Raw genomic sequence first — 26,224 nt, 5'->3', positions numbered from 1 at the left:
GGGGCGCCCGCTACACCGCGACCTGCTGACGGACCGCCTGCACCACCGGTGAATGCCGCAGGGCGTGGGAGATCCGCAGCAGGTCGCGCGGTCCGTCGGCGGTGTCGGGCAGGGTCTCCTCGTCCTCGCCGATGATCCTGCCCTCGGGGTCCGCGGAGCGGGCCCGCACGGCGGCCGCGACCATGGCGGCGTCGGCGACCGCGCGGGCGGTCTCCTCGTCGGCCCCTCCGGTGACGGCGCTCTCGTAGGCGCCGTCGCGCAGGCCCTTGTCGAAGTAGGGGCCCAGGTGCAGGAAGCCGTCGTGGATGTCCGACTCCCGCTGGATCACCCGCAGCTCCGCCGCGGACCACCAGGCCATCTGCACGGACGGCGTGCCGCTTGGCGCGGAGATCTGCACCTCCTGCCACAGCGCGCCGAGCCGGCGGTACGTCGCCCAGGTCTGCCAGTGGTCCGACAGCCGCTGGCAGACCAGCGGGACCACGAAGCCCATCGCGCTGATCAGCGCGCCCAGGGCGGCGAGCGGCGGGGCGACGTAGGTGCTCAGGTCGTCGAGGTCGTGGCCGAGCCAGCGGGCGACCACCGAGGAGATCTTGGTGGCGTCGTAGGTGAGGTTGAAGATGTAGCCGGAGACGATGATCATCAGGCCGACCCGCAGCCAGCCGCGCACCTGCAGGGACCAGCGCCAGCACAGGACCACCATCACCACCGCGGCCACGTGGTGGGCCAGCAGGTAGAGGGCGATCATCATCCCGATGTACGGGGTGTTCGCGTAGAAGGTGTCGAAGTCGCGCAGCCGCTCCACCGGGGTGTCACCGAGGGCGAACAGCACGATCAGGGCCACGATCACGAGGCTGTAGCCCGTGATCCAGCGGCGCGACACGCGCCGGGTCTGTTCGGGCGGTCCGCCGCGCCAGTTGACCATCAGGACCAGGCAGGAGGCGCTGAAGGCGGTGATCAGGCAGTACACCAGGGGGGCCGAGACGTTGACGATCCCGGTCCAGCGGTTGACCGCCGCGATGGTGGGCGGGGCCGCGAAGAAGAACACCGCTCCCGCAAGAGTCAGCAGGGCGACGACCGAACGCAGGAGCGGGTCGCGCCAGTTGTGCCGCAGGGCCGGCAGCTTGAAGGCGAGTGAGATCGCCATCGCGGCCGCCGGTATGTAGTAGTCCTCGCCGTTCAACGGTCTTTCCTGTGCCCCCGGTAGCCCAGCGATGCCTCGATGCGGCCCGCCAGTTGGTCGCGCTGGACCGGAGCCCGGTGCCCGGCCGATCCCGCCAGCCAGTTCCGGCAACGACTGCCCAGCAGTAAGCCGAAGGTTTCGGCCTCGGTCTCCTCCTGTACGTCGGCGCGCGTGCGCGCCGCGACGCGGCGGACGGTCTCTCCGATGTCCGCCTCGTCGGTCAGCAGCCGCGCGGCGACGGCGGCGCCGTCGACGTGGTGGCTGCAGTGGCCGGCCTTCATGTGCCACAGCTCGTGGCCCAGGATGACCAGTTGGTGGTCGGGCGCGGTGCGTTCCTCGATGACCACGAGATCGCGGTCCGCCATGTCGAGCCAGAGGCCGCTCGCCGTCCGCGGGGGGAACGAGGCCATCCGGAAGTCCACCCGTCGGCCGCGGTGTCTGCTCATGCCCTCGCAGAGGGCAGCGTAGAGGTCCACGGGTTCCACGGGTGCGGTCAGCCGGATGCCGGCCACCAGCTCCCCGCACAACCGCCGCTGCTCTCTGCCTATGCTCACCGTTCTCCCCGTCGGCGCGGATCCGGATCAGGACTCAAGGATCAGACCCAGACTTTCGACTGGGTCAGGATTCGTTCGGTTTTACGCTTTCGAGGAGCATGTCCAGCCATTCGGTCACCTTGTCCCGGTGCTTGTCGCTGGGCAGTTGGGCGGCGCGCCAGGCGATGCCCCGCACACCGTGGTTCTGGAGGAGTCTTGCCAGCGGATCGCCCGCCGAAGCGGCCGCGGCCGGTACGGTTTCCCGCGCGCGCCCCGCGAAGTCCTGCAGCAGCTGTTGCTCGGTCCGCTGGAGCGCGTCGGTGAGGGCGTCGGCGTCGTGTGCCGTGAGGAACCCGGCGTGCACCCCGAAGAAGCGCTGGATCGCGTCGCAGTGCTCCATGGTGGGGCGGCGGTCGCCGTTGATCAGGGCCCCGGCCTGCTGCCGCGACATGCCGGCGCCGTCCGCGATCTCCTGCTGCGTGTAGCGGCGGCCGTTGGGTTTGACCCGGGTGCGCCGCAGCAGGTCGAGGCGCTGGAGGAACCGGGTCTGCAGATCGGGTTCGCCGGCCGGCCTGCCGTCGAGGAGGGTCTTGACCACGTCCGTGGGCACGCCGGAGGCCTCCGAGAGCCGCCGCAGGTCGAAGACGTGGTTCGGGTCGCGGCCCATCTTGCCCGCGAGCTCGGCGACGCGCGTGATGGTGGCTGCCAGGGGTGCGTTGGCCACCGCGACGGGAGCCGGGAAGCCGTCTGTCACCAGTGGTTCTCCTAGATCGCGCGAAGTCGGTACGGCACATGGTCGGCTTCTGGAATCTAGCCGCTCTCGCCCGGAAGGGCTAGAACGTGCCACAGCTGTGGCGGGAATGAGCTGTCAAGAGGCTGGAATTGCCACAATAGTTGACACTCGAATGAAGTCGGTAGCAGGATCGCCACACGGAAATGAAGATCCAGACCGGAGGAGGGGGAGCTCTCGGTGCCACATCTCGCAGCGGTGGGCCCGTCCGATGGCCTCGCCCGAGCCGGTGAGGAGCGCCTGGCGGGCGAGGAGTCCGCACGCGGCGCCGTGCGGTCGGAGCGACGCAAGGAGATTTTGCGCCAGCGCCGCGAGGAGCTGGGGCTGAGCCAGGAGGACCTCGCCGCCCGGCTGCGCATCAGCGTGCGTGCGTACGGAAACTGGGAACGCGGCCTCGTCAAGGAGTGGACGGACCGCAAACTGCTCGCCCTGGCCGAGGCCTTGGAGATGAGCGAGCGGCAGTGCTTCTGGCTGTTCCGCGTCATGGTCGACCGCGACCCGCCGCCCACGTGGCGGGCCGCCGAGGAGAACCGGCTCCCCGAGGACCCCGCGCAGCGCGACTACTTGTGCGACTACGCGGCCCTCATGGAGTCGGCGCCCTACCCGAGCTTCCTGGTGGACCACCGCTGGGACGTCGCGCTCACCAACTCGGCCTTCGACCAGCTCTTCCAGTCCGTACGGCCGCACCCGACGGCCCTGCCGGACGACAACTTCCTGCGCTTCGTGCTGTTCCATCCGGACGCGGCGGGCGTGCTGGAGGACCACGAACCGGCCTGGTGCGTACCGCTGCTGGCCCAGTTCGCGGCCGCGCTGGCCGCGGCTCCGGAGGACGAGGGGCTGCGCAGCATCCGCCAGGAGGTGGCCCGTGACCCGTTCATGGAGGCCGCCTACCGGTACGGGGTGCCGCACTGGCTGAGCATGCGCGGGGCCGAGGCCGCCGAGATGGACGGGGCGGTGCGCAGCGTGCGCCACCCCGACCCGCGGTGGGGGCTCGCGCGCTGCCGGATGGTGGCCGAGACCAGCCGGATGCTCGACGCGATGGGGCTCACGCGGATCACCCTGATCCTGTCGGCGCCGCAGGGCGTGCAGATGGGTCCCGTGCGAGGTGGCGCCGGGGTCGTGCACCAGCAGGGTGCCCGGCTGCGCGCCGTGCCGTCGCTGGGGGAGTGACCGGCCGGGGCAGACTGGTGCCGGCGGGTGCGCGCCACGGGCTCCGTGTCGCCGATCGTGTCAACGATCGTGGCACTGGAGCCCCCGGAGCCGCCGCCGGCACGATCGTGGTGCGGGGAACGGCCACGGGAGCTGCCACTGTCACCGGCACCCGCCGTGGCAACTGCACCGGCACGGGCGAAGGGCGGTAGGGGCGTGCGGCTGACGATCCTCGGAGGGGGCGGTTTCCGGGTACCGCTCGTCTACGGAGCACTGCTCGGCGACCACGCCGAGGGCCGGGTGTCCCATGTGACGCTCTACGACGAGGACCCGGCGCGGCTCACCGCCATGGCCCGCGTCCTCGACGACCAGGCCGCGGCCGCCGGCGTACCGGACGCCCCGGCCGTCACCGCCACCGGGGACCTCGACGAGGCCCTGCGCGGGGCGGACTTCATCTTTTCGGCCATTCGCGTCGGCGGCCTGGACGGGCGCGCCGCGGACGAGCGGATCGCCCTGGCCGAGGGGGTGCTCGGCCAGGAGACCGTGGGCGCGGGCGGCATCGCGTACGGCCTGCGGACCGTGCCGGTGGCCCGCGCGATCGCGCGCAGGATCGCCCGCACCGCCCCCGAGGCGTGGGTCATCAACTTCACCAATCCGGCCGGGCTGGTCACCGAGGCCATGGCCGAGGAGCTCGGCGAGCGGGTGATCGGCATCTGCGATTCCCCCGTGGGCCTGGGCCGGCGCATCGCCCGGCTGCTCGATGCCCGGCCGGGGGAGGCCTGGATCGACTACGTGGGCCTCAACCACCTGGGCTGGGTGCGCGGGCTGCGCATCGGCGGCCGCGACGAACTGCCCCGGCTGCTGGCCGACACCAAGGCCCTGGAGTCCTTCGAGGAGGGCCGGCTCTTCGGGGCCGAGTGGCTGCGCTCCCTCGGCGCGATCCCCAACGAGTACCTGCACTACTACTACTTCAACCGTGACACCGTACGGGCCTACCAGGAGGCCGAGCAGACCCGCGGGGCCTTCCTGCGCGACCAGCAGCGCGGCTTCTACGCCGAGGCCGGCCGGGCCGGGCAGCCGGCCGGGGCGGCGCTGGCCGCCTGGGACCGGACCCGGGCCGAGCGCGAGGCCACGTACATGGCCGAGAACCGCGAGGCGGCCGGCGTCGGGGAGCGCGAAGAAAGCGACCTGGAGTCCGGCGGGTACGAGAAGGTCGCGCTCGCGCTGATGCGGGCCATCGCCCGGGACGAGCGGGCCACCCTGATCCTGAACGTCCGCAACGGCTCGACGCTGTCGGTCCTGGACGCCGCGGCGGTCATCGAGGTGCCCTGCCTGGTCGACGCGAACGGCGCCCACCCGGTCGGCGTAGAGCAGCTGCCGCTGCACGCGGTGGGACTCGTGACGGCCGTCAAGGCGGTCGAACGCGAGGTCCTGGCGGCCGCCGCGAGCGGCTCGCGGGCGGACGCGGTCAAGGCCTTCGCGCTCCACCCGCTGGTGGACTCCGTGGCCGTGGCGCGGCGGCTGCTCGACGGGTACGCGGCGGAGCACCCGGGGCTGGCCTACCTGCGCTGAGGCCCGGTCCACCTGCGTCGATTCCGGCGGGCGGTTCCCCCGTACGGCTCAGTGCCGCATGCGCCGCGGCGGGCGCGCTGTGACAGTGCGAGGGTGACCACTGCCCCCGCCACGGCCCCCGCGCCCCCCGAGATCGACCGGCGGCAGCGCAACATCATCTTCGGCACGATCATGCTGGGCGTGCTGCTCGCGGCACTCGACCAGACGATCGTCGGCACCGCCCTGCCCACGATCGTGGGGGACCTCGGCGGCGGGGACCACATGTCGTGGGTGGTGACCTCCTACCTGCTCGCGGAGACCGTGTCGACGGTGCTGGTGGGCAAGTTCGGCGACCTGTACGGCAGGAAGCTGATCTTCCAGATCTCCGCGATCATCTTCATCAGCGGCTCCTTCCTGTGCGGCCTGTCCAGCAACATGACCTTCCTGATCGTGTGGCGCGGCGTCCAGGGCATCGGGGCCGGCGGCCTGATGGTCACCGCCATGGCACTGATCGCCGACGTGGTGCCCCTGCGCGAACGCGGCAAGTACCAGGGCATGATCGGCGCCGTCTTCGGCGTCGCCACCGTCATCGGACCGCTGCTCGGCGGCTTCTTCACCGACCAGCTGAGCTGGCGGTGGTGCTTCTACGTCAACGTCCCGATCGCCATCCTCGTGGTCGTCGCGGCCGCCAAGACGATCCCGGTGGTACGGGCCTCGGGCAAGCCGGTCATCGACTACCTGGGCATCGCCCTCGTCGCGATCGGCGCGAGCGCGCTGATCCTGGCCACCAGCTGGGGCGGGAACGAGTACGCCTGGACCTCGCCGGTGATCATCGGCCTGTTCGCGGGCGGTGCGGTCGCGCTGGCGCTGTTCTGCCTGGTCGAGACGCGGGCCGCCGAACCGATGCTGCCGATGCGGCTCTTCGGCAATCCGGTCTTCGCCGTGTGCTCCGTACTGAGCTTCGTCGTCGGGTTCGCGATGCTGGGCGCGATGACGTTCCTGCCGACCTACCTCCAGTACGTCGACGGGGACTCGGCCACCATCTCGGGCGTCCGGACCCTGCCCATGGTCTTCGGACTGCTGATCGCCTCCGTCTTCAGCGGCAACGTCACCAGCAAGACCGGCCGGTACCGGATCTTCCCGATCGTCGGCAACGCGGTCATGGGCGTCGGCCTGTACCTGCTGTCGCGCATGCAACCGGGGACCAGCACCCTGCTGGAATCGCTGTACATGTTCGTGCTCGGCACGGGCATCGGCCTGTCGATGCAGGTGCTCACGATCGCCGTGCAGAACACCGTCGACTACGCCGACCTCGGCACCGCCACCTCCGGGGTCACCTTCTTCCGTACGCTCGGCAGCGCCTTCGGGACGGCGGTCTTCGGCACGATCTACGCGAACCACCTGGGGCCCGGACTGGAGGCGGGGGTCGCGGAGGCGGCGCGGGTCACCGGGCAGGACCCGGCGCTGCTGGCCGAGGCCGCGTCGACCCCCGAAGGGGTGCACCGGCTCAGCCCGGAGGCCGCGGCGCCCATCATCGACGCGTACGCGGAGGCCCTGCACACGGTGTTCCTCTGGACGGTGCCGGTGGCGGTCTTCGGGTTCGTCGCCGGGCTCTTCCTCAAACAGGTCAAGCTGCGCGACACCGCCCGGGCCGGCTCCACGGACATGGGCGACGGTTTCGGCTCTCCGGCCACGGCCAGCGGGGATTCGGCCAAGCTGCTGGAGCTGGCGGTCGGCAAACTCGTACGGAACATGGGGCGGGAGACGGCACGCGGGATCTTCGAGGCCTCCGACACCCGGCTGGACATCGCGGGCGCGTGGGCGGTGATGCAAGTGGAACTCATGACCCGGACGGTCGGCACCGCCAGCATCGGGCTGATCGCCGCACGCCGGTCGCTGCCGCCGGAGGTGCTGCTCCCGGTCTTCGACCGGATGACGGAGGAGGGCTACCTCAGCCGCGAGGCCGGCTACTTCTCCCTCACCCGGGCCGGGGAGCGGGAGGCCGCCGTCATCTCGGCGGCGTGGGCCCAGTGGCTCGGCGACCAGCTGGAGAAGGACCGCGGGCGCCCGCGGAGCGCCGAACTGCGGGTGGCGGCGGACGCGATCGCGAGGCGGCTGCTGGCCGAGGACCTGGGCGAGGGGAACTTCGCGCCGCGGGTGGTGGTGCGGACGTAGCGCGGCGGGCGCCGTGGCGAGCACGGCGGCGAGCACGTGCCGGAATCGGAACCTCCGCACGCTGCCGGACATCCTCTCCATCGACACGTGTGGAGCACGGGGACGGGAGCGGACATGGGAATCACACTGGCCGAGGAGATCGTGCTGTTGTCCCTGGACGACGGGTCCGGGCAGGCGCGCGAGCGCCAGTCGGCCGGCTGGGCCGCGGCGGGCGCGATCCTGCTCGAACTGGTCATGGCGGAGCGGGTCTCGGTGGCCGGCAAGTACCTGGAGCTGCGGGACACCACGCCGACCGGGGAAGAACTGCTCGACGGCCGGATCGTGTCGATGGAGACCTGGCTGCGCGGCCGCGCCAGTCGCCGGGTGACGGACTGGCTGACCAGGGAGCAGCCCAAGGCGGTCGGCGCCGTGCTGGAGCGACTGGTCGGGCGCGGCCTGGTGACGGCGGAAGTGCACAAGGTGCTCGGGATGTTCCCGCAGCGGCGCTACCCCGAGACCGACGGCACCGCCGAGCGCGCGCTGCGGGAGCGGCTGCACGCCGTCGTCATCGACGGCGCCGAACCGGACGGGCGCACGGCCGGCCTCATCGCGCTGATCCACTCGACCGGGCTGCACCGGCTGGCCTTCCCCGACCGGCGCCGCGAGGCGGTGGCCCCGAGGACGGCGGAGATCGCCGCCGGCCAGTGGGCGGCCGACAGCGTCCGGACGGCCATCCGCGACGTGCAGGCCGCGATGGTGGCGGTGACGGCCGTGACGGTGGCGACGACGTTCACGGTGTGAGGCCGGTCCCGTACCTTCCGGGGCTCTGGTGGCCGCGGTCGGTACGGGGCCGTCAGTGCGGGGCCTCAGGCGGTGCGGGGCCTCAAGTGGTGCCGGGCCTCAAGTTCTGCCGGGCCTCAAGTGGTGCCGGGCCTCAGGCGGTGCCGGACGGACCCGGGCTCGCAGTCGGATAGTCGTACGAGGGGACGTGCGGCAGGGACGCGAGGTCCGGGCGCCAGGTGCGCAGCACGGCCGCCGAGGGGGCGTACAGGGCCGAGGGGATCTCGGCCGGCGCGAACCACTGCCAGCGGGCGATCTTGTGGGGCTCGGTGACGGCGGGGACGCCTTCCGCCGAAGTGGTGACGGCGGCCGCCGTCAGCCGGGTCACGCCGGACTTCGCGTCGATCTGGACGGACAGGACGCGGATGCCCTCGGGGGCCGCCCGCAGATCCGTCTCCTCGGCGAGCTCCCGGGCCGCGGCCTGCTCGAAGCCCTCCCCGGGGTCGACCTTGCCGCCGGGCAGCTCCCAGCGGCCGTCGTGCGCCTGGCCGAGCAGCACCCGGCCGTCCGGGCCGATGACGACCAGCCCCACGCCGACGACGGCGTTGGGCTGCGGCACGGCGCGCTCGGGACGTTCTCCGGCGGTGGTCATGGGCGTCCTTCCGGTGGAGTGGTGGGCCGGGCGCGGACGTGGATCCGTTCGCCCTGGGGGCCGAAGAGGCTGAGGAACTCCGCTGCCTGCGGTCCCGCGTTGAAGAAGGCGTGCGGGGTGCGCGTGTCGAACTCGGCGGCCTCGCCGGGGCCGAGGACGAGGTCGTGCTCCCCGAGCAGCAGCCGGATGCGTCCGGACAGCACGTACAGCCACTCGTAGCCCTCGTGGACCTTCAGTTCGGGCTCGGGCGGCGGGCCTTCGAGGGGCGGGAGGATCTGCTTGAAGGCGTGCACCCCGCTGAACTTGCGGGTCAGCGGCACGTAGGTGCTGCCGTGCCGGACGAAGGGGCGCGGGCGGACCCGGGGGTCCCCGGTCTCCGGGGCGCCGACCAGCTCGTCGAGCGCCACCCGGTGCGCCCTGGCCAGCGGGAGCAGCAGCTCCAGAGTCGGCCTGCGCTGCCCGGACTCCAGCCGGGAGAGGGTGGAGAGGGAGATTCCGGTGGTCTCGCTGAGCTGGGCCAGCGTGGTGCCGCGCTGCCGGCGCAGGGCGCGCAGCCGCGGGCCCACGGCGGTGAGCACGCCGGCGAGTTCCTCGTCCTGCTCCTCGGTGGCCATGGCTCCATTTGCCACTTCGGCAAGAACATTTGTCAAGCGGGCGCCTGTGAGCGGACCCTCGGGGACATGGACAACGCACGGGACTCAAGGAATTCAGGCGACGCGGGGGACGACGTGTTCGACGTGGTGGTCGTGGGCGGCGGGGCCGCCGGGCTCGCCGCGGCCCTGACGCTGGTCCGGGCCCGCCGGTCGGTGCTGGTGATCGACTCCGGCAGCCCGCGCAACGCGCCGGCCGCGCACCTGCACGGATACCTCGGCCAGGACGGGGAGAGTCCGGCCGCGCTGCTGGCCAGGGGACGGGCCGAGGTGACCGGCTACGGCGGTGAGATCAGGCAGGGCACGGCCATCGCCGCGGACCGGCTGCCCGGCGGGGGCTTCCTGGTCCGCTGCGGGGACGGCTCGACCGTACGGGCGCGGCGGCTGCTGGTCGCCACCGGTCTGGTCGACGAGCTTCCTTCGGTGCCGGGCCTGCGGGCGCGCTGGGGCCGGGACGTGCTGCACTGCCCGTACTGCCACGGCTGGGAGGTACGGGACCTGCCGCTCGCGGTGCTGGCCGACGGACCCCTCGCGGTGCACCAGGCGCAGCTCTGGCGGCACTGGAGCGGGCGGACGACCCTGCTGGCACACACCCGGGGGCTCACCGGCGCGGACCGGGAACTGCTGGCCGCCCTCGATGTCCGGGTCGTCGAGGGCGAGGTCACCGGCCTCGCGGTCGAGGAGGACCGGCTGACCGGGGTGACCCTGGCCGACGGCGCCGTCGTGGAGTGCGGGGCCTTGGTGGTGGCCCCGCGGTTCACCGCGCGCTCGGGCGTCCTGACCTCTCTGGGCCTGCCGACCACCGCCGTGGAGCGGGACGGGCACGTGGTCGGCACCTGCGTCGAGTCCGACCCGGCGACCGGTGCCACCGCGCTGCGCGGGGTGTGGGCCGCAGGCAACGTGACCGCTCCGATGGAGCAGAGCGCGGGCGCGGCCGCGCAGGGGGTGCGGGCGGCCGTGGCCGTGAACGCCGACCTGATCGAGGAGGAGGCCCGCCGGGCCGTGGAGGTCCACCGCGCGGGTGCGTGAGGGCCGAAACGAGGCGGGGCGCACAGCTCGTATCGGACAACCGTGCGGGTTTCGGCCGCCGCCCGTCCGCGCAGGCTCTGGACGGTGTGATCGTCGTACGGTCCGACGGTCCAATGGTTCGGGGGGACGCTCCATGGCACACGTACTCGTCATCGGCGGAGGACTCGGCGGGCTGGCCACGGCCCTGCTCGCGGCGCGGCACGGACACACGGCGGAGCTCTTCGAGCGCGATGCGCGCGCTCCGGGCACCGCCCTCGACCGCGATTTCTTCGGCTGGCGCCGGCCGACCGTACCGCAGGCGGTCCAGCCGCACGTGCTGCTCGGAGCCGCCCGCACCGTCCTGCGGGACGAACTGCCCGACGTCTACGCGGAGATGCTCGCACTCGGCGCCCGGGAGCGGCACGAGCTGGACTGGTTCGAGGTCCGGCCCCCCGCCCTCCCCGGCGACGAGGACCTCGTCATGCTCCAGGCCCGGCGCATCGTGCTGGAGAGCGCGCTGACCACGGTCCTGCGCGCGGAGGCGGGCGTCGTCGTCCGGTACGGGGAGCCGGTCACGACACTGACCACCGTCCCGGGGCCGGCCGAGGCCCCGGAGGTCCACGTGACGGGAGTGACCACCGAGGCCGGGAGTTACGAGGGGGACCTCGTCGTGGACGCGGGTGGGCGGCGCGGGGGTGTCGAGCGCAGGCTGGCCGAGGCGGGCTGCCGGCCGCCCGTCGTGGAACGGCACCGCACGGGGCTCGCGTACTTCTGCCGCTGGTACCGGCTGCCCGAGGGCATGGACGAGGGGCCGCGCCGGCCGTGGGCGGTGACCGGCGGGGCCTTCGCCGGATGCGCCGTGTTCCCGGCCGACAACCGGGTCTTCGCGGTGACGCTGTTCGTGCACACCTCGGACACCACCCGCTCGGCGCTGCGCGACCCCGCCGTCTTCGAGCGGGCGGCCCGCGCCTTCCCGCCCGGTGCGGCCTGGCTGGCCCTGGGGGCCGAGCCGCTGTCCGACGTACGGGCCACGGCGAGCCTGGACAACCGGTGGAGCGCGCTGGTCGACGAGCGGGGCCCGGTGGTGACCGGGCTGGTGCCGGTCGGCGACTCCATCACGCACACCAATCCCACCCTGGGGCAGGGCACCTCGCTCGCGCTGTGGGCCGCGCACAGGGTGGCCCGTACGGCGCACCGGGACCCGGGATCGGCCCGGTTCGCCGTCGGCCACCACGACTGGGCGGTGCGCACGCTGAAGCCGTGGTTCGACTTCCAGGTGGTCGCCGACGCGGCCATCGGGGAGCGCTTCGCGACGCGGGCCGGGCGTACGGGGACGGCGCGGGAGGTGGCCGCGCTGTTCGACTGCGCACTGGAGGACCCCGAGGTGATGCGGGCGCGGGCGAGGGTCCGGCACCTGGCCGAGCCTCCGGAGCGCGCGTACGCGGATCCGGAGATCAGGGCCCGGGTGGCGCGCTGGCTGGCCGCGCGGCCGGACTACGTCCCGCACGAGGCGGGGCCGGACCGGGCGGAGTGGGAGAAGCTGACGGCGGGGGCGGGGTGGGCCGCTCAGCCGGCGGAACCGCCCGTACCCCCGGCGCCGGTGGTTCCGGCGGCCGGGCCGAGTACTTCGGCGAGGTCATAGCCGACGACCTCCTCCAGCTGGGTGTAGGTGCAGCTCTCCGGTGCCCGGTCCGCCCGCCAGCGGTGGAACTGTGCGGTGTGCCGGAAGCGGTCGCCCTCCATGTGGTCGTACTTCACCTCGACGACGCGCTCGGGGCGCAGCGGCACCCAGGAGAGGTCCTTCTTGCCGGTCCAGCGGCTCTGCGCGCCGGGCAGCCGGGCGCTCTCGTGGGCGGACTCGTCCGCCCAGGCGGCCCACGGATGTCCGGCCGGGTCGGGCATCCGCAGCGGTTCGAGCTCCTCCACCAGCTCGGCGCGGCGCTTCATGGGGAAGGCGGCGCAGACGCCCACGTGCTGGAGGGTGCCGTGGGCGTCGTACAGGCCGAGGAGCAGCGATCCGACAATCGGACCGCTCTTGTGGAAACGGAAACCCGCGACGACGACGTCGGCGGTACGTTCGTGCTTGATCTTGTACATGAGGCGGGCATCGGGCCGGTAGAGGAGATCGAGCGGTTTGGCGATCACTCCGTCGAGCCCGGCGCCCTCGAACCGCTCGAACCACTCCTGCGCGAGCGCGGGATCGGTGGTCGCGGGCGCGAGGTGGACGGGGGGCCGAGCGGTGGAGAGGGACCGGATCAGGGCGGCGCGGCGGTCGGCGAGCGGCGTGTCGAGGAGCGACTCGTCGCCGAGCGCGAGCAGGTCGAAGGCGACGAAGCTGGCGGGGGTGGTCTCGGACAGCAGGGCGACACGGGACTGCGCGGGATGGATCCGCTCGGTCAGCCGGTCGAAGTCGAGCCGCCCGCCGTGAACGATCACGATCTCGCCGTCCACGACGCAGCGGTCGGGCAGATTGCCCTTCAGTGCCTCCGCCAGCTCGGGAAAGTACCGGGTCAGGGTCTTGCCCGTGCGGCTGCCGATCTCGATCTCGTCGCCGTCGCGATGGACGATGGCCCGGAAGCCGTCCCACTTGGCCTCGTACTGCATGCCGGGCGGGATCTTCGCCACGGACTTGGCGAGCATCGGCTTCACGGGCGGCATCACTGGCAGATCCATGCCTTCGATTCTGCGGTGGTACGTCCGGCCGCGCCCGGTATGCGCCCTCGCCCGGGCCCGCCTACCGTGGCGCACATGGGTGCTGCCGGTAATGCGATCGAGCTGGACGCGGGCGGGCGGACGGTACGGCTGTCCAGCCCGGACAAGGTGTACTTCCCGGAGCGCGGCCTCACCAAGCGGCACGTGGCCGAGTACTACCTGGCGGTCGCGGACGGCATTACGCGGGCCCTGCGCAACCGGCCCACGACCCTGGAACGCTTCCCCGACGGGGTGGAGGGCGAGTCCTTCTTCCAGAAGAGGGCGCCGAAGAACCTCCCCGACTGGATCCCGACCGCCCACATCTCCTTCCCGAGCGGCCGCTCGGCCGACGAGATCTGCCCGACCGAGCCGGCCGCCGTCCTGTGGGCCGCCAACCTGGGCTGCCTCACCTTCCACCCCTGGCCGGTGCGCCGCGAGGACACCGACCGCCCCGACGAACTGCGCATCGACCTGGACCCGCAGCCGGGGACCGACTACCACCACGCGGTGGCGGCCGCCCACGAGCTGCGCGCCCTGCTGGAGGAGCTGGGCCTGCGCGGCTGGCCCAAGACCTCGGGCGGCCGCGGGCTGCACGTCTTCGTGCCGATCGCCCCGCGCTGGACCTTCACCGAGGTCCGCCGGTGCGCCATCGCCCTCGGCCGGGAACTCGAACGCCGGATGCCGGGCAGGGTCACGACGGCCTGGTGGAAGGAGGAACGCGGCGAGCGGATCTTCGTCGACTACAACCAGACGGCCCGCGACCGCACGATCGCCTCCGCCTACTCCATCCGCCCCCGCCCGCACGCCCCGGTCTCGGCGCCGCTGCGCTGGGACGAGGTGGACGACGCCGAGCCGCGCGACTTCGACATCGTGACGATGCCGGCCCGCTTCGCCGAACTGGGCGACCTGCACGCCGACATGGACGAACACGCCTTCGCCCTGGACCCCGTACTGGAACTCGCGGCCCGCGACGAACACGAGCACGGCCTGGGCGACATGCCCTACCCCCCGGACTACCCGAAGATGCCGGGCGAGCCCAAACGCGTCCAGCCCAGCCGCGCCAAGCACGAGGACTGACGTCCGCCCTGACTGTTCGGCAGGGCCGCCTGTCAGTGGGGCGTGCGATGCTCGAAGAGGACGGAGACGACGGTCACGCAACCAGCTTGCCGGCGCGGGGCCGTGACGGGGTGTTGATCAGGCGTTGATCGGACGTCCATCGGGGGCGGCCAGTATCTGCGGCATGTCTATGAACACCACTGCCGCAGCAACGGACACCGCCTGGTACGAACTCGCCCTGTGCGCCCAGACGGGCCCCGGCTTCTTCTTCCCGGAGCCGGGCTCGTCGCTGCGCGACGCGAAGCGGCTGTGCGGGGCGTGCGAGGGGCGGGCGGCGTGCCTGGAGTACGCCCTGGCCAATGACGAGCGCTTCGGCGTCTGGGGCGGCCTCTCAGAAGCCGAACGCCTCGCCCTCCGCCCCCGCCACTGATCAGGTCCGGGTCCCCTTGCCACTCGCCCGCACCAGCCCCACCCGCCGTGCGAGGTCGAACCCCTCGCCACCGCACTCCTCGCGGCGCGGCGTGTGGGGTACGACCCGCACGGGATAGTGCCCCCCGACGGGCGAGACGACCCCACCGAAGCGAGGGTCCCCTGCGAACCAGATCCGGTCCGGGTGGGCGTTGTCCAGCTGTGTGAGCGTCACAGGGAACGGGACGAAGCGGAACGTCGCCGTGAAGTCCTCCCGGAACGGGATGACGACGGTCCCGGGGCTCCCGGGTGGCCGGGTCGGGTGCTGGCACGGCCACTCTCGCCAGGGGTAGGCCTGCAGGACGGCGGCGACGCGCCGCCGCCTGACGTAGGCGATGACCACCCAGGGAAGGAAGGGTGCCACGATCGTGATCATGAGGGCGAAGCCTGTTCCCGCGTGCGGGATCAGGTCGATGGAGGCCAGCGCGATAAGCGGAGGGCCGCCGAGGCTGAGCACCCATCCGAGGCGACGGATGGCCAACCGCTTGTAACCGACCACCGTTGGAGGGTGGTCCCATGCCGTCTTGGCGAGTGTGAGACTCACAGGAGCACCTCCAAGATGCGTGAGGTCCCGGTTGTCTTGGGAGCGCTCGGTTCGGGGTCGGTGAACAGGATGGTGTGCGCCACGGCTTCGATGATGTCCGTGTACGCGCCGGCATGTTGGGTGGAGGCGCTGGTCAGATCGATCACCAGCACGTGGAGCCCGTCTGGATGCACGGTCGCGACCCTGGCCTGAAACAGTTGCTGCTCCACATCGGGCACGGAAATGATCCCGGCGACCAGGCAGCACGGGAGGGCTGATGGCAGATCGACGAACCTGCGGACGGAGCTGGTCCACAGCGGGGAACCGGCGATGGCCAGGGCTGTACGCGCCACGGCGAGCCGAGGGTTGGGCTGATCGACCTGCCGGATGGTCAGAGAGAACAGCGAGGTGGTCAGGCCGTTCGGCTCCTCGGGATGAAGGCCGATCGCGGTGTGTACGACACTGTGCCCTGCCAATTCCTCAAGGCCGTCCATGAGCCGGGAGAGATCGTGTTGGGCATCGGGGCTGTCCAGCGCCTCGGCGACGGCGTGCAACGAGGCCCTGTCACCGGGGCCGATGTCGTGGAAGCCCGGGGGCAGGCGGAACCAGACCGGCGGGCTGCTGCGCTGATGCGTCATGGCCTCAGCACCGACCACGCGTGACCTGTCTTCCTGATGGCTGAGGGGGCGTCGTCCAGAACACCCCGGGCGCCGTCCACCCCTGTCGTGGTGTGTTCGAGCGTTTCGTTGTCAGGCGCGTAATCGAGTACGGCGGTGACGGCACCTGTCGCGGCCACGCCCACGCCCACCCGGTCTCTGGTGTCCTGAGTTGCTGACCGCAAGGCCCATCCGGTGAGGGGGCTTTCGACCTGTCGCAGGTCATCGGCCGTCGACCACGTCGTGCTGCGGAAGGAGGATGATCCTGCGCTCAGGCCGGTCAGGGCGCTGGCTTCGGGGGTGGCGGCCATGGCGGCGCGGGCGGCCAGGGTGCCGGCCTTGGCGCCCGAGGCGACCGCGGCGACGCCCGGGACCGTGCCGGCGGCGTCGCCCAGGAGGGTCACGCCGCTCTTCCAGAAGTCCGCGTCGAACTCGCCCTTCGTGGCCCCGTCCACCAGCGGTTTGCGGAACTTCGGGTCCGCCAGGTGCGTGGTCAGGGCCGCCAGCGACAGGCCGCCCGCCACCAGCATCACCGCCAGGCCCGCGGGCGGGCAGAACAGTGCCACGCCGGCGCCGACCGCGCCCAGGATCGCCGACGCGTTCGACAAGGCGTCGCCCGGGTCCTCCACGATCTTGTGCCAGATCGAGGCCAGCAGGCCCGGTTCCTTCGGGGCCAGCCGGTCCGTCGCCGCGGTCAGGGTCCGGGCGACGCGGCTCGCCGCTGCCGCGTGTTCGGCGGCGAGTTCGCGGGCCAGGCGGCGGGCGTCGGAGAGGGCTTCGTCCGTCTTGGCCGCGGCGGCCTCGGCCTCGTAGCGGGCGGCCAGTGCGCGGTGCGAGACCAGGGTGTCGTGCCAGCCGGTGAGCCGGCGGGCGGCCTCCGCGAGGGAGGTGTGGGCCGCGCCCAGGTAGCGGGGGAGGTCCTGCGAGAGGGAGGCGCGGAAGGCGGTCGCGGCCTCGCCCTGCCACTGCGAGCTGTGGGCGACGAGGTCCTTCACGACGCGGGAGGCCTCCCCGAGGGACTGCGCCGACGCGCCGAGCGTCTTCGTCAGGGCCAGGACGGCGGCCGGACTGCCGGGCGCCGGGTCGAAGCCCAGTGCCGCGTGGTCAGCCATGCGCGGCCGCCACCCGGGCGAAGGCCGCGCGGACGGCCTCCTCCAGCTCCGCGTACTCCGCGGCGCTGCGGTCCACGCCCTCCCGCACGGTCTTGACCCGTTTGGTCAGCTCCCGCGTGCCGTGGGCCCACCGTTCCTGGAAGCCGTCGCACGCCGCGTCGAGATCGGCCGTGCCCAGCTGGTCGGGCCGTACGTGGTCCAGTGCGCGCCGGGCCTCCCGCAGGGAGACCAGCGAGGAGTCCAGGGCGCGCGTCAGACGGGTCAGCTGGTCGATGTCCACCTGGAGCGAGGTCATGACGCGAAACCCTGGCAGAGCACGGCTCTGCCAGGGCAATCGGTATCACTCGCCCGAGCGAGCGGAAACAGGTCAGCCCTGGCGGGCCGCGATGCGTGCCGCGCGGGCGGCCAGGCGCTCGTCGAACTTGCGGGCCTCGCTGTCCAGGCCGTTCATGAAGAGGCCGAGCTCCTCCTGGGCCTTCCGGCCCTCGGGGCCGAGGCCGTCGATGTCCATGATCTTCAGGAAGCGGATCACGGGGCTCAGCACGTCGTCGTGGTGGATCCGCAGGTTGTAGACCCCGCCGATCGCCATCTGCGCGGCCATCCGCTCGAAGCCGGGCATCCCGTGTCCGGGCATCCGGAAGTTGACCACGACGTCCCGGACGGCCTGCATGGTCAGGTCCGGGGCGAGCTCGAAGGCCGCGCCCAGCAGGTTGCGGTAGAAGACCATGTGCAGGTTCTCGTCCTGCGCGATGCGCGCCAGCATCCGGTCGCAGACCGGGTCACCGGACTGGTGGCCGGTGTTGCGGTGCGAGATGCGGGTGGCGAGCTCCTGGAAGGCCACGTACGCCACCGAGTGGAGCATGGAGTGGCGGTTGTCGGACTCGAAGCCCTCCGACATGTGCTGCATGCGGAACGCTTCCAGCTTGTCCGGGTCCACGGCGCGCGAGGCCAGCAGGTAGTCGCGCATCACGATGCCGTGGCGGCCCTCCTCGGCCGTCCAGCGGTGCACCCAGGTGCCCCAGGCGCCGTTGCGGCCGAAGAGGCTGGCGATCTCGTGGTGGTAGCTGGGGAGGTTGTCCTCGGTCAGCAGGTTCACGACGAGCGCGATCTTGCCGATGTCGGTGACCTTGGACTGCTTCGGGTCCCAGGCCTCGCCGTCCTCGAAGAAGCCCGGGAAGTTCCGGCCGTCGCTCCACGGGACGTACTCGTGGGGCATCCAGTCCTTGGTGACCTTCAGGTGGCGGTTGAGCTCCTTTTCGACCACCTCTTCCAGCGCGAACAGCAGCTTGGCGTCGGTCCACGCCTCCGAGCTGCCGAGGTGGGGAGAGGTGATCGTCACGGGTACTCCTGGGTGCAAAGCGAATTACCTACGGTTCCGTAGCCTACGGAGTCGTAGGTTAAGCGCGCCATCAAGGCCAGCCAAGCCCCGGGCAGGTGTATGTCTGGTTACATCCAGTTATCTGTGCAGTTTATGGGCGCTCTGAGAGGCGGCAGAGGGGGTGAAATCACGCCGTCAGGTGGATCGAAACTTTTACCTTTGACGGCCGGAACGGGTTCCGCTTCGCCGCCGCCCGCGGCATCGGGCGTCCGCGGGCGGCGGCGGAGCGGGCTCGCTCACTCGTGCCAGAGCGTCTCGCGGACCTCTTCGGCCGTGGTCGGCCGCAGCTCGCCGTCCAGCAGCAGCCACCGGGTGACCCCGATCGACTCCAGGAACGGCACGTCGTGGCTCGCCACCACCAGGGCGCCCTCGTAGGACTCCAGCGCCTCGGTCAGCTGCCGCACGCTCGCCAGGTCGAGATTGTTCGTCGGCTCGTCCAGCATGAGCAGCTGCGGGGCCGGCTCCGCCAGCAGCAGCGCCGCCAGCGCCGCCCGGAACCGCTCGCCGCCCGACAGGGTGCCGGCCGGCCGGTCCGCCCGGGTGCCCCGGAAGAGGAAGTGCGCGAGCCGCGCCCGGACCAGGTTGTTCGTGGCCTGCGGGGCGAACCGCGCCACGTTCTCCACGACCGACCGGCTCTCGTCGAGCACGTCCAGCCGCTGCGGCAGGAACCGCGTGGTCACATGGGTGAGGGAGGCCCCGGACACCGGCTCCAGCTGCCCCGCGATCGTGCGCAGCAGCGTGGTCTTCCCCGAGCCGTTGCGCCCCACCAGGGCGATCCGCTCCGGACCCCGCAGCTCCCACTCGCCCGGTACGCAGGCCCCGTGGGCCAGGCGCAGATCGCTCAGGGTCAGTACGCGGCGCCCCGGCGGGACCTGGGTGGCGGGCAGCCGGATCCGGATCTCGTCGTCGTCGCGCACCGCCTCCACGGCCTGGTCCAGGCGCTCCTTCGCCTGCGCCAGCTTCTCGCTGTGCATGGTCCGGTGCTTGCCGGCCGACTCCTGCGCCGCCCGCTTGCGCGCACCCATCACGATCTTCGGCTCGCGCTTGTTCTCGAACATCTTCTGGCCGTACCGCTTGCGCCGCGCCAGTTTGACCTGGGCGTCGGCCAGTTCGCGCTTCTGCCGCTGTACGTCGGCCTCCGCGACCCGGACCATCCGCCCGGCGGCCTCCTGTTCGGCGGCGAGCATCTCCTCGTAGGCGGTGAAGTTCCCGCCGTACCAGCGGACTTCGCCGTCGCGCAGATCGGCGATCTGATCGACCCGCTCCAGCAGTTCCCGGTCGTGGCTGACCACGAGCATCACCCCGGACCAGGACTCGACGGCCGCGTACAGGCGGCCCCGGGCGCGCAGGTCCAGGTTGTTGGTGGGCTCGTCCAGCAGCAGGACGTCGGGACGCGCGAGCAGCAGCGCGGCCAGCCGCAGCAGCACGGACTCGCCGCCCGAGAGCTCGCCGACGGTGCGGTCCAGGCCGATTCCGGCGAGACCGAGCTGGTCGAGCGTGGCCAGGGCCCGCTCCTCCACGTCCCAGTCGTCGCCGACGGCGGTGAAGTTCGCCTCGGTGGCCTCGCCCGCCTCGATGGCGTGGAGGGCGGCGCGGGCGGTGCGGATGCCGAGCGCCTCGTCCACGCGCAGCGCGGTGTCGAGGGTGACCGTCTGGGGGAGGTGGCCGACCGAGCCGGTGACGGAGGACTGGCCCCCGGTGGGGGTCAGTTCACCGGCGATCAGCTTCAGCAGGGTGGACTTCCCGCAGCCGTTGAGTCCGATCAGGCCGGTGCGGCCGGGGCCGACGGCGAGTTGGAACCCGTCGAAGACGGGAGTTCCGTCGGGCCAGTCGAAGGACAGGGCGGAGCAGGTGATGAAAGCAGGGGTATGGCTCATGGAGGCCTCCAGGTTGCGTGAGTGGTGCGTGCAACGCGGGGAGACAGCCGACGCTCAGCCGGTGACGACGGGGGTCACGGCGGTCGGTGGCCGGTGTCTCGAACCTCAGAAGAGCAACGTCCTGCTCCGTTTCGACGGCAATGTGGCGTCAACGAAGCTACGGGCGGCCGGAGCCGCCCGCAATCGAATAACCGGCGGCGGGTCAGCAGGTGTCGCGCATCAGCTCGGCCAGGCTGTGGTCCATGTCGAGGTAGAGGTGCTCCAGGCCCGGCGGCACCACGGTCGCCGCCCGCTCCAGGAAGCGGTGCAGCTCGGCCGTCAGCATCAGCACGATCGCGACGCCCTCCGCCGCGTGGAACTCGATGGTCGTCCGGTCACCGTCGTACGGGCGCACGCGTACGTCGCCACGACCCGACGGGCGGTCCAGTCCGGACTCCAGCAGTTCGCGGGAGAAGGTCCACGACACCTCGACCCCCTCCAGCGTCGCCGGGGCGGGGAAGGCCATCCGCACGGCGAACGGATCCGCACGGTCGTAGCAGAGGGTGACGGGCACGGTCTCGACCTTCGGCGCGGTTGCGACCAGACGGGCCTGTGCGGCCTGCTCGATGACAGTGATCAAGGCTCACTCCCTTGCGGCGGATCTGCTGCCGGGCCGTGGGGTGGAGCCCGGCAACCCGATAGACGCCGGAATCGGCAAATCCGTGCATGGGCCGTTGCGTGAGCTGTGTCACCGATTGGCCGGAACCACTCTGTGTGATCGCACAGAGTGACCGGGTGGAGGGATGTGCCGGAAGGCGGCCCCCGCGCCGCGGGGGCGCCGGGGAGCCTCCGAGAAGGGCTGATTACCGATCACTCCACAGGCCCAACGAGCCTCATCCGGAGCATCAGGACCGCATAGAGGGAGGAAGCGACGGCCATGCCGACCGGCAGGGAGAAGTCGAGGCCGCCCAGGGCCGCGGCGACCGGCTGGGTGTAGAGCGTGTCGACGCAGACGGCGGCCGCGGCCACCCCGGCCGCGAGCGCGAGGGCGCCCGCCGGGTTGACGCCGCCGGTGTACCAGAAGGGGCTGCCGGGGGTCTCGTCGGCGAGGGCCCGGCCGTCGTAGCGGCACCGGCGCAGCAGGATGTCGGTGGCGTAGACGGCCGTGACGGGGCCGATCAGGACGACGATCAGCTGGAGCGAGTTGCTGACGGTGTCGAGCAGGTTGGAGACGAGCAGGCCGTAGAGGGTCAGGGCGACGGCGACGGCCCCGTCGAACAGGACGCTGACGGAGCGGCGGATGCGCAGGCCCACGGCCTGCAGGGCGAGTCCGGCGCTGTAGGCGGTCAGGGCGTTGACGGAGATGGTGCCGAGGATGAGCGCGAGCAGGAAGACGGGGTAGAACCACCCGGGCAGGATCCGCTCCAGCGCGGCCTGCGGGTCGCTCATGTCGACCGCGGTCGCGGCGAGCGCGCCGAGGGAGCAGACGACGACGCTGGGCACGATGGCACCGAGGGCGGTCCAGCCGGCGATCGCCCCGCGCGAGGAAGCGCGGGGCAGGTACCGGGAGAAGTCGGCGCTGGTGGTGTACGACAGCGGACCGGAGGCGATGAGGGTGGTCCCCGCGAGGAGCACCGCCCAGAGGGAGGCGCCGGTCAGGGGCGGGGCGGGCCGGTAGGAGAAGTCGGTGTGCGCGAGCACGGCGACGGCGACGACGGTGAACGCGGCGGCCAGGGCCAGGGTCATCGGGAGGTAGAGCTTCATGATCATCGCGTGCCCGTAGACGCTGATGGCCAGGGTGAACGCGGCGATGGTCACGATGACGCCCGCCTTGACGGCGGTGTTCGCCGTGATGCCGGCCTGCTCCACCAGGGCGAAGGCGGCGGCCGCGGCGGCGGCCAGATTGAGGGCGAAGTAGCAGACGGAGACCAGCCAGCCGCCGACCGCGTTCATCACGCGGTTGCCGATGACGCCGTACATGGCCCGGGTGATCACCTCGCTCGGTGCGCCGGCGGCCGGGCCCGAGGTGGCGAGCAGGCCGGTGAGCAGCCAGAACAGATTGCCCACGACGATCACGGCGACGGATTGCCACAGGCTCAGGCCCATGAGGACCAGCGCGCCGCCGATCACCAGGCTGAGGTAGTTGACGTTCGCGGCCGCCCAGACGGCGAAGAGGTCCCGGGGGCGGCCGTGGCGCTCGGAGTCGGGGATGTGGTCGATGCCGTGGGCCTCGATGCGGGTGGCCCGCTCCGGGGCCGGCGCGGTCGGTTCGAGTACTCCGGGAACCGGTGCGGACCGGGAGGCGGGTCGGGGATCGTGGACGCCATGGGGGACCTCCGAGTGCTGGGCGTATCCGCCTCGCTTGCTTATTGGTCGCACACTCAATAACATCCCCGGTATGTCGTCAAGCGTCCAGCGCAAGCGAATTCGCAAGTCACCGGAGGCCCGCCGGGCCGAGATCGTCGACACGGCGGCCGCCGTCGCGCTGGCCGAAGGGCTGGAGTGCCTCACGCTGCGCCGGATCGCCGACGAGCTCGACGTCCGGCCGGGGCTGATCAGCCACTACTTCCCCTCGGTGGAGGACCTGGTCGCCGAGGCCTTCGGGACGGCCGCCGGGGCCGAGCTGGAGGTCTTGCTGCCGATCGGGCCCGCCGGGTCGGACCGACGGGAGGCGCGGGGGGAGTCGGACGGCCCGGATGCGCCGACCGGGTCGGATGCGGCGGGCGGGCCGGGTGGGTCGACCCCCACGGAGCGGCTGGCGCGGTTCTTCGCCCGCACCTCGGGGGAGGCCTACGACTCCATCAGCCGGCTCTGGATCAACGCCCGGCACCTCAGCCGCTACCGTCCCGTCCTGCGCGACCGGGTCGCCGAGCAGGAGGCCGCGTGGCGCGGCCGCCTCGAAGGCGTGATCGAGGAGGGCGTTGCGCGGGGCGAGTTCCGTACGGAGGACCCGTACGTGACGGCCATTCAGATCCTGATCGTCCTCGACGGACTCGGCGTCCACGCCAACACCGAGGACCGCGGGCGCCCCGAGGCGGTGACCCGGATGGCCGTCACCACCGCGGAACGCGAACTCGGCCTGCCCCGCGGCGCCCTCACCCGCGAGCCCTGACCCCTTCCCCGCCCCCGTCCCACCCCGCTGGAGGCTCCGTGCGTACCCGTCTCGTCCTGCTCAACGCCCGCCTGCTCGACCCGGCCACGGGCGGGTTCCTGCCGGACACCGCCCTGGCCGCATCGGGCGGGCAGATCACCGCGCTCGGCGACAACACCCGTATCCGGGCCCTCGCCGACGCCTCGACGACGGTGGTCGACCTCAAGGGGGCCGTCGTGACCCCCGGCCTGGTCGACGGCCACATCCACCCCGTCTCGGGCGCCGAACTGACCCACGGCCTGGACCTGTCGGGCTGCACCGACCTTGAACAGGTACGTGAGACCCTCGCCGCCGGCGTACGCGGCCTCGCGCCCGGCGCCTGGCTGACCGGCTGGGGCCTGGACCCGAACGCCTTCGGCGACCACCCCGTGGAGAGCGCCCCCTTCGACTCCGTGCTCGACGGCGTCCCCGCCACCCTCCTGCTCTTCGACGCGCACTCCATGCTGGCCAGCCGGCGCGCCCTCGAACTCGCGGGGGTCGACGGACCGCGGACCTTCGACCAGGCGTCCGCCGAGGTGGTCTGCGACGCCGACGGCCGGCCCACCGGCCTGCTCCTGGAGGACGCCGCCTGCGAACTCGTCGAGCGCATCGCCCCGCAGCCCACCCGCGAGGAGCGCCGCGACCGACTGGCCGCCGCCCTGCGCAGGATGGCCGCCGCCGGGCTGACCGGCGGCCACGCCATGGACGCGAACGGGGACAGCCTCGCCTTCTACGCCGAACTCGACGAGGCCGGTCGACTGCCGCTGCGCCTGCGGGTCGCACCCTGGTGCCAGCCCGGGACCGATGCCGACGGAGTGCGCGCGCTCATCGCGCAACAGGGGGCCGGCGGCCGGCTCTGGCACACCGCGGGCGTCAAGATATTCATGGACGGCACCATCGACAACGGCACCGCCTGGCTCGAACGCCCGGACCGCAACGGCGAGTCCACGCACGCCTTCTGGCCCGACCCCGAGGTCTACACGCGGATCGTGGGAGAGTTCCACCGGGCCGGCGTGCCCACCGCCACCCACGCCATCGGCGACGCCGCGGTACGGCACGTCCTCGACGCCGTCGAGAAGGCCCGGGCCTCCGGCGGAAACGGAATCGGGAACGGGATCGGGAACGGGTCCATGGTCGGGTCCGGGTCCGTGGCCGCGCCCGGGATGCGCCACCGGGTCGAGCACATCGAGACCGTTCCCGACGACACCCTGCGCCGGTTCGCCGAGCTCGGCGTGATCGCCTCCGTACAGCCCACCCACTGCTGCGACTTCACCCGGGCCGACCACACCGACAACTGGTCCCGCCGCCTCGGCGAGGAGCGCGCCTCGCGTGCCTGGCGCTGCCGCGACTTGTGGGACTCCGGGGCCATCGTGGTCCTCGGCTCGGACTGGCCGATCGCCCCGTACCCGCCGCTCGGTGTCATGGGCGGCGCCCGCCACCGCCGCCCCAGCCGCGACCTCACCCAGGACCCGCACGGACCCGAGCAGGCCCTCACCGCCCTCCAGGCCCTCCGGGGCATGACCGTCAACGCCGCCTACGCGGCGGGCGAGGAGCACCTGGCGGGCCGGATCGCCCTCGGCCACCGCGCCGACCTGACGGTCCTCGCCGACGACCCGCTCACCACGGCGGCCACCGAACTCCCGGACCTGCCCGTGCTGCTCACGGTCCTCGACGGCGGGGTGACGCACCGCGACGCGAGCCTGTGACTCCGGTGGACAGGGGGCGGGGCGGGGCCGGCGAGGCGCTCTGGACGGCGCATCCGGGGGTGCGTTAGCTTCCGGCGCCATGAGACTTCTGGGAGTTGGAGTGGGCCTGTGCGCGGCGGCCCTGATGGTGGGGGCGCTGGCCGCCCCCGCCCACGCCGGGGCGGACGCGGCCGGGGAACCGTCCGCCGGGGCCCCGCCGGCGCAGGACTTACGCGGCGCCGGCTGGGCGCTGAAGGACACCGGGAAGGACGTACGCTTCCGCGGGCTCGCGGCCGTCAACCGGGCCACGGCCTGGGTGGCCGGCTCCAAGGGGACGGTGCTGCGCACCATGGACGGCGGCCGCAGCTGGCGTGACGTTTCGCCACCCGGCGCGGTCGCCGAGGGCCTGGAGCTGCGCGACATCGAGGCCTTCGACGCGCGGCGCGCGGTGGCCCTGTCGATCGGGGAGGGCGAGGCCTCCAGGGTGCTGCGCACCGAGGACGGCGGCGCGACCTGGACCGAGACCTTCCGCAACCCCGACCCGCGTGCCTTCTACGACTGCCTGACCTTCTTCGACGCCCGCCACGGCCTGGCGATGAGCGATCCGGTGGACGGCAGGTTCCGCATCCTGTCCACGGACGACGGCGGGCGCAACTGGCGGGTCCTGCCGGCAGCGGGCATGCCCGAGGCGCTGCCCGGCGAGGCGGGCTTCGCCGCGAGCGGCCAGTGCCTGGTCAGCGCCGGCCCGCGGGACGTCTGGCTGGCCACGGGCGGCGGGGCGAGCGCGCGGGTCCTGCACTCCGCGGACCGCGGTCTGACCTGGCGGGTCGCCGAATCCACCGTCCCGGCGGGCGATCCGGCGCGCGGGGTCTTCGCCCTCGCCTTCCGCGACCGTACGAGGGGACTCGCGGTCGGCGGCGACTACCGCACCGGGCAGGCCTCCCCGCAGGCCGCGGCCGTCTCCTCCGACGGGGGACGCACCTGGCGGCAGGCGGCGGCCCCGCCGCCCGCCTACCGCTCGGGCGCGGCCTGGTTCCCGTACAGCCGGGGGACGGCCCTCGCGGTGGGGCCGACGGGCACGGACGTGACCACGGACGGCGGCCGCAGCTGGCGGCCACTGGAGCCGGGCTCCTTCGACACGGTCGACTGCGCGGCGGACACGGGCTGCTGGGCGGCGGGGGAGAAGGGGCGGGTGGCACGGCTGGAACGGCGCTGACCGCAC

25 protein-coding genes are annotated in these 26,224 nt (G+C 72.5%); 11 read left to right on the top strand and 14 right to left on the bottom strand.

All coding sequences use genetic code 11. The annotated features are described in order from the left end of the window. Nucleotides 1-10: 10 nt before the first annotated feature. From ACIPYQ_RS25485 to ACIPYQ_RS25475, 3 genes are all read right to left on the bottom strand, one after another. Nucleotides 11-1,180, bottom strand: coding sequence for an MAB_1171c family putative transporter (locus ACIPYQ_RS25485; protein ID WP_401255294.1), 1,170 nt, complete (start codon nt 1,178-1,180; stop codon nt 11-13). Next, nucleotides 1,177-1,734: a toxin-antitoxin system, toxin component gene (locus ACIPYQ_RS25480; protein WP_361751801.1), complete on the bottom strand. Its 558-nt coding sequence runs from the start codon at nt 1,732-1,734 to the stop codon at nt 1,177-1,179. Before ACIPYQ_RS25480 ends, ACIPYQ_RS25485 begins: the two co-directional genes overlap by 4 nt. Before the next feature lie 64 nt (nt 1,735-1,798). Further along, nucleotides 1,799-2,467, bottom strand: coding sequence for a helix-turn-helix domain-containing protein (locus tag ACIPYQ_RS25475; RefSeq protein WP_401255290.1), 669 nt, complete (start codon nt 2,465-2,467; stop codon nt 1,799-1,801). Between the two features lie 216 nt (nt 2,468-2,683). On the opposite strand from ACIPYQ_RS25475, the gene ACIPYQ_RS25470 reads away from it, so the two are divergent. The 4 genes from ACIPYQ_RS25470 to ACIPYQ_RS25455 all read left to right on the top strand — a co-directional run bounded on the left by ACIPYQ_RS25470 (nt 2,684) and on the right by ACIPYQ_RS25455 (nt 8,158). Next, nucleotides 2,684-3,673: a helix-turn-helix domain-containing protein gene (locus ACIPYQ_RS25470; protein ID WP_401255287.1), complete on the top strand. Its 990-nt coding sequence runs from the start codon at nt 2,684-2,686 to the stop codon at nt 3,671-3,673. 195 nt (nt 3,674-3,868) lie between these two features. After that, a complete protein-coding gene (locus ACIPYQ_RS25465) occupies nt 3,869-5,224 on the top strand; it encodes a 6-phospho-beta-glucosidase (RefSeq protein ID WP_401255284.1) in 1,356 nt (451 codons plus the stop codon). A 171-nt stretch (nt 5,225-5,395) separates the two neighbouring features. Then, nucleotides 5,396-7,378 (top strand): MDR family MFS transporter, encoded by a 1,983-nt coding sequence (locus ACIPYQ_RS25460; protein ID WP_401255771.1) that lies wholly within the window; start codon nt 5,396-5,398, stop codon nt 7,376-7,378. 114 nt (nt 7,379-7,492) lie between these two features. Continuing rightward, on the top strand, nt 7,493-8,158 hold the full coding sequence (locus ACIPYQ_RS25455; protein ID WP_401255281.1) for a GPP34 family phosphoprotein: 666 nt from the start codon (nt 7,493-7,495) through the stop codon (nt 8,156-8,158). A 133-nt stretch (nt 8,159-8,291) separates the two neighbouring features. Here ACIPYQ_RS25455 and ACIPYQ_RS25450 read toward each other — a convergent pair whose 3' ends face one another. Both ACIPYQ_RS25450 and ACIPYQ_RS25445 read right to left on the bottom strand, forming a co-directional pair. Next, complete coding sequence (locus ACIPYQ_RS25450) at nt 8,292-8,789, bottom strand: NUDIX domain-containing protein (protein WP_361751813.1); 498 nt, start codon at nt 8,787-8,789, stop codon at nt 8,292-8,294. After that, nucleotides 8,786-9,403, bottom strand: coding sequence for an XRE family transcriptional regulator (locus ACIPYQ_RS25445; protein ID WP_361751815.1), 618 nt, complete (start codon nt 9,401-9,403; stop codon nt 8,786-8,788). Before ACIPYQ_RS25445 ends, ACIPYQ_RS25450 begins: the two co-directional genes overlap by 4 nt. Nucleotides 9,404-9,469: 66 nt before the next feature. On the opposite strand from ACIPYQ_RS25445, the gene ACIPYQ_RS25440 reads away from it, so the two are divergent. Both ACIPYQ_RS25440 and ACIPYQ_RS25435 read left to right on the top strand, forming a co-directional pair. Further along, nucleotides 9,470-10,468, top strand: a complete 999-nt coding sequence (locus tag ACIPYQ_RS25440; RefSeq protein ID WP_401255277.1) for an NAD(P)/FAD-dependent oxidoreductase — start codon at nt 9,470-9,472, stop codon at nt 10,466-10,468. Nucleotides 10,469-10,601: 133 nt separating this feature from the next. Then, the gene (locus ACIPYQ_RS25435; protein ID WP_401255274.1) at nt 10,602-12,089 is read left to right on the top strand and encodes an NAD(P)-binding protein; all 1,488 of its coding nucleotides are present in this window, start codon (nt 10,602-10,604) and stop codon (nt 12,087-12,089) included. On the opposite strand, the gene ACIPYQ_RS25430 is transcribed toward ACIPYQ_RS25435, so the two are convergent. Continuing rightward, nucleotides 12,014-13,120 carry an ATP-dependent DNA ligase gene (locus ACIPYQ_RS25430; RefSeq protein ID WP_401255271.1) on the bottom strand — a complete coding sequence of 369 codons (1,107 nt, stop codon included), beginning with the start codon at nt 13,118-13,120 and terminating at the stop codon, nt 12,014-12,016. The genes ACIPYQ_RS25435 and ACIPYQ_RS25430 overlap by 76 nt on opposite strands. 75 nt (nt 13,121-13,195) lie before the next feature. Between ACIPYQ_RS25430 and ligD the strand changes: the two genes are divergently transcribed. Further along, nucleotides 13,196-14,215, top strand: a complete 1,020-nt coding sequence (ligD, locus tag ACIPYQ_RS25425; protein WP_401255268.1) for a non-homologous end-joining DNA ligase — start codon at nt 13,196-13,198, stop codon at nt 14,213-14,215. Between the two features lie 163 nt (nt 14,216-14,378). Beyond that, nucleotides 14,379-14,624 carry a WhiB family transcriptional regulator gene (locus tag ACIPYQ_RS25420; protein ID WP_319721373.1) on the top strand — a complete coding sequence of 82 codons (246 nt, stop codon included), beginning with the start codon at nt 14,379-14,381 and terminating at the stop codon, nt 14,622-14,624. Here ACIPYQ_RS25420 and ACIPYQ_RS25415 read toward each other — a convergent pair whose 3' ends face one another. The 8 genes from ACIPYQ_RS25415 to ACIPYQ_RS25380 all read right to left on the bottom strand — a co-directional run bounded on the left by ACIPYQ_RS25415 (nt 14,625) and on the right by ACIPYQ_RS25380 (nt 22,566). Further along, nucleotides 14,625-15,206, bottom strand: a complete 582-nt coding sequence (locus tag ACIPYQ_RS25415; RefSeq protein WP_401255265.1) for a hypothetical protein — start codon at nt 15,204-15,206, stop codon at nt 14,625-14,627. After that, nucleotides 15,203-15,823, bottom strand: coding sequence for a hypothetical protein (locus ACIPYQ_RS25410; protein WP_401255262.1), 621 nt, complete (start codon nt 15,821-15,823; stop codon nt 15,203-15,205). Before ACIPYQ_RS25410 ends, ACIPYQ_RS25415 begins: the two co-directional genes overlap by 4 nt. Beyond that, entirely contained in the window at nt 15,820-16,953 is a 1,134-nt protein-coding gene (locus ACIPYQ_RS25405; protein ID WP_401255259.1) for a hypothetical protein, read from the bottom strand. The genes ACIPYQ_RS25410 and ACIPYQ_RS25405 overlap by 4 nt, the downstream gene beginning before the upstream one ends. Further along, nucleotides 16,946-17,248, bottom strand: a complete 303-nt coding sequence (locus ACIPYQ_RS25400; protein ID WP_401255256.1) for a hypothetical protein — start codon at nt 17,246-17,248, stop codon at nt 16,946-16,948. The genes ACIPYQ_RS25405 and ACIPYQ_RS25400 overlap by 8 nt, the downstream gene beginning before the upstream one ends. A 72-nt stretch (nt 17,249-17,320) precedes the next feature. Further along, complete coding sequence (locus tag ACIPYQ_RS25395) at nt 17,321-18,292, bottom strand: acyl-ACP desaturase (protein WP_401255253.1); 972 nt, start codon at nt 18,290-18,292, stop codon at nt 17,321-17,323. Nucleotides 18,293-18,567: 275 nt separating this feature from the next. Continuing rightward, complete coding sequence (locus ACIPYQ_RS25390) at nt 18,568-20,208, bottom strand: ABC-F family ATP-binding cassette domain-containing protein (protein ID WP_401255250.1); 1,641 nt, start codon at nt 20,206-20,208, stop codon at nt 18,568-18,570. A gap of 202 nt (nt 20,209-20,410) precedes the next feature. Further along, the gene (locus ACIPYQ_RS25385; RefSeq protein ID WP_361751837.1) at nt 20,411-20,827 is read right to left on the bottom strand and encodes an SsgA family sporulation/cell division regulator; all 417 of its coding nucleotides are present in this window, start codon (nt 20,825-20,827) and stop codon (nt 20,411-20,413) included. Nucleotides 20,828-21,057: 230 nt separating this feature from the next. Beyond that, nucleotides 21,058-22,566, bottom strand: coding sequence for a purine-cytosine permease family protein (locus ACIPYQ_RS25380; protein WP_401255246.1), 1,509 nt, complete (start codon nt 22,564-22,566; stop codon nt 21,058-21,060). 19 nt (nt 22,567-22,585) lie between these two features. On the opposite strand from ACIPYQ_RS25380, the gene ACIPYQ_RS25375 reads away from it, so the two are divergent. The 3 genes from ACIPYQ_RS25375 (at nt 22,586) to ACIPYQ_RS25365 (ending at nt 26,218) form a co-directional block, all read left to right on the top strand. After that, nucleotides 22,586-23,299 carry a TetR/AcrR family transcriptional regulator gene (locus tag ACIPYQ_RS25375; protein ID WP_401255243.1) on the top strand — a complete coding sequence of 238 codons (714 nt, stop codon included), beginning with the start codon at nt 22,586-22,588 and terminating at the stop codon, nt 23,297-23,299. 38 nt (nt 23,300-23,337) lie between these two features. Next, entirely contained in the window at nt 23,338-25,023 is a 1,686-nt protein-coding gene (locus ACIPYQ_RS25370; protein WP_401255240.1) for an amidohydrolase, read from the top strand. Between the two features lie 79 nt (nt 25,024-25,102). After that, nucleotides 25,103-26,218, top strand: a complete 1,116-nt coding sequence (locus ACIPYQ_RS25365) for a WD40/YVTN/BNR-like repeat-containing protein (RefSeq protein ID WP_401255237.1) — start codon at nt 25,103-25,105, stop codon at nt 26,216-26,218. Nucleotides 26,219-26,224 lie beyond the last annotated feature (6 nt).

Origin of the sequence: Streptomyces sp. NPDC090045 (genome assembly GCF_044747975.1) — a bacterium.
Classification (GTDB): Bacteria; Actinomycetota; Actinomycetes; order Streptomycetales; family Streptomycetaceae; genus Streptomyces.
This window is presented reverse-complemented; position numbering and strand designations above follow the sequence as displayed.

Bases quoted from the DNA above. Each gene is read 5' to 3' on its own strand.
- ACIPYQ_RS25450 (WP_361751813.1), bottom strand. From the start codon at position 8,789: ATGACCACCGCCGGAGAACGTCCCGAGCGCGCCGTGCCGCAGCCCAAC.
- ACIPYQ_RS25410 (WP_401255262.1), bottom strand. From the start codon at position 15,823: ATGACGCATCAGCGCAGCAGCCCGCCGGTCTGGTTCCGCCTGCCCCCG.
- ACIPYQ_RS25375 (WP_401255243.1), top strand. From the start codon at position 22,586: ATGTCGTCAAGCGTCCAGCGCAAGCGAATTCGCAAGTCACCGGAGGCC.
- ACIPYQ_RS25430 (WP_401255271.1), bottom strand. From the start codon at position 13,120: ATGGATCTGCCAGTGATGCCGCCCGTGAAGCCGATGCTCGCCAAGTCC.
- ACIPYQ_RS25420 (WP_319721373.1), top strand. From the start codon at position 14,379: ATGTCTATGAACACCACTGCCGCAGCAACGGACACCGCCTGGTACGAA.
- ACIPYQ_RS25405 (WP_401255259.1), bottom strand. From the start codon at position 16,953: ATGGCTGACCACGCGGCACTGGGCTTCGACCCGGCGCCCGGCAGTCCG.
- ACIPYQ_RS25440 (WP_401255277.1), top strand. From the start codon at position 9,470: ATGGACAACGCACGGGACTCAAGGAATTCAGGCGACGCGGGGGACGAC.
- ACIPYQ_RS25460 (WP_401255771.1), top strand. From the start codon at position 5,396: ATGCTGGGCGTGCTGCTCGCGGCACTCGACCAGACGATCGTCGGCACC.
- ACIPYQ_RS25435 (WP_401255274.1), top strand. From the start codon at position 10,602: ATGGCACACGTACTCGTCATCGGCGGAGGACTCGGCGGGCTGGCCACG.
- ACIPYQ_RS25400 (WP_401255256.1), bottom strand. From the start codon at position 17,248: ATGACCTCGCTCCAGGTGGACATCGACCAGCTGACCCGTCTGACGCGC.
- ACIPYQ_RS25365 (WP_401255237.1), top strand. From the start codon at position 25,103: ATGAGACTTCTGGGAGTTGGAGTGGGCCTGTGCGCGGCGGCCCTGATG.
- ACIPYQ_RS25445 (WP_361751815.1), bottom strand. From the start codon at position 9,403: ATGGCCACCGAGGAGCAGGACGAGGAACTCGCCGGCGTGCTCACCGCC.
- ligD (WP_401255268.1), top strand. From the start codon at position 13,196: ATGGGTGCTGCCGGTAATGCGATCGAGCTGGACGCGGGCGGGCGGACG.
- ACIPYQ_RS25390 (WP_401255250.1), bottom strand. From the start codon at position 20,208: ATGAGCCATACCCCTGCTTTCATCACCTGCTCCGCCCTGTCCTTCGAC.
- ACIPYQ_RS25455 (WP_401255281.1), top strand. From the start codon at position 7,493: ATGGGAATCACACTGGCCGAGGAGATCGTGCTGTTGTCCCTGGACGAC.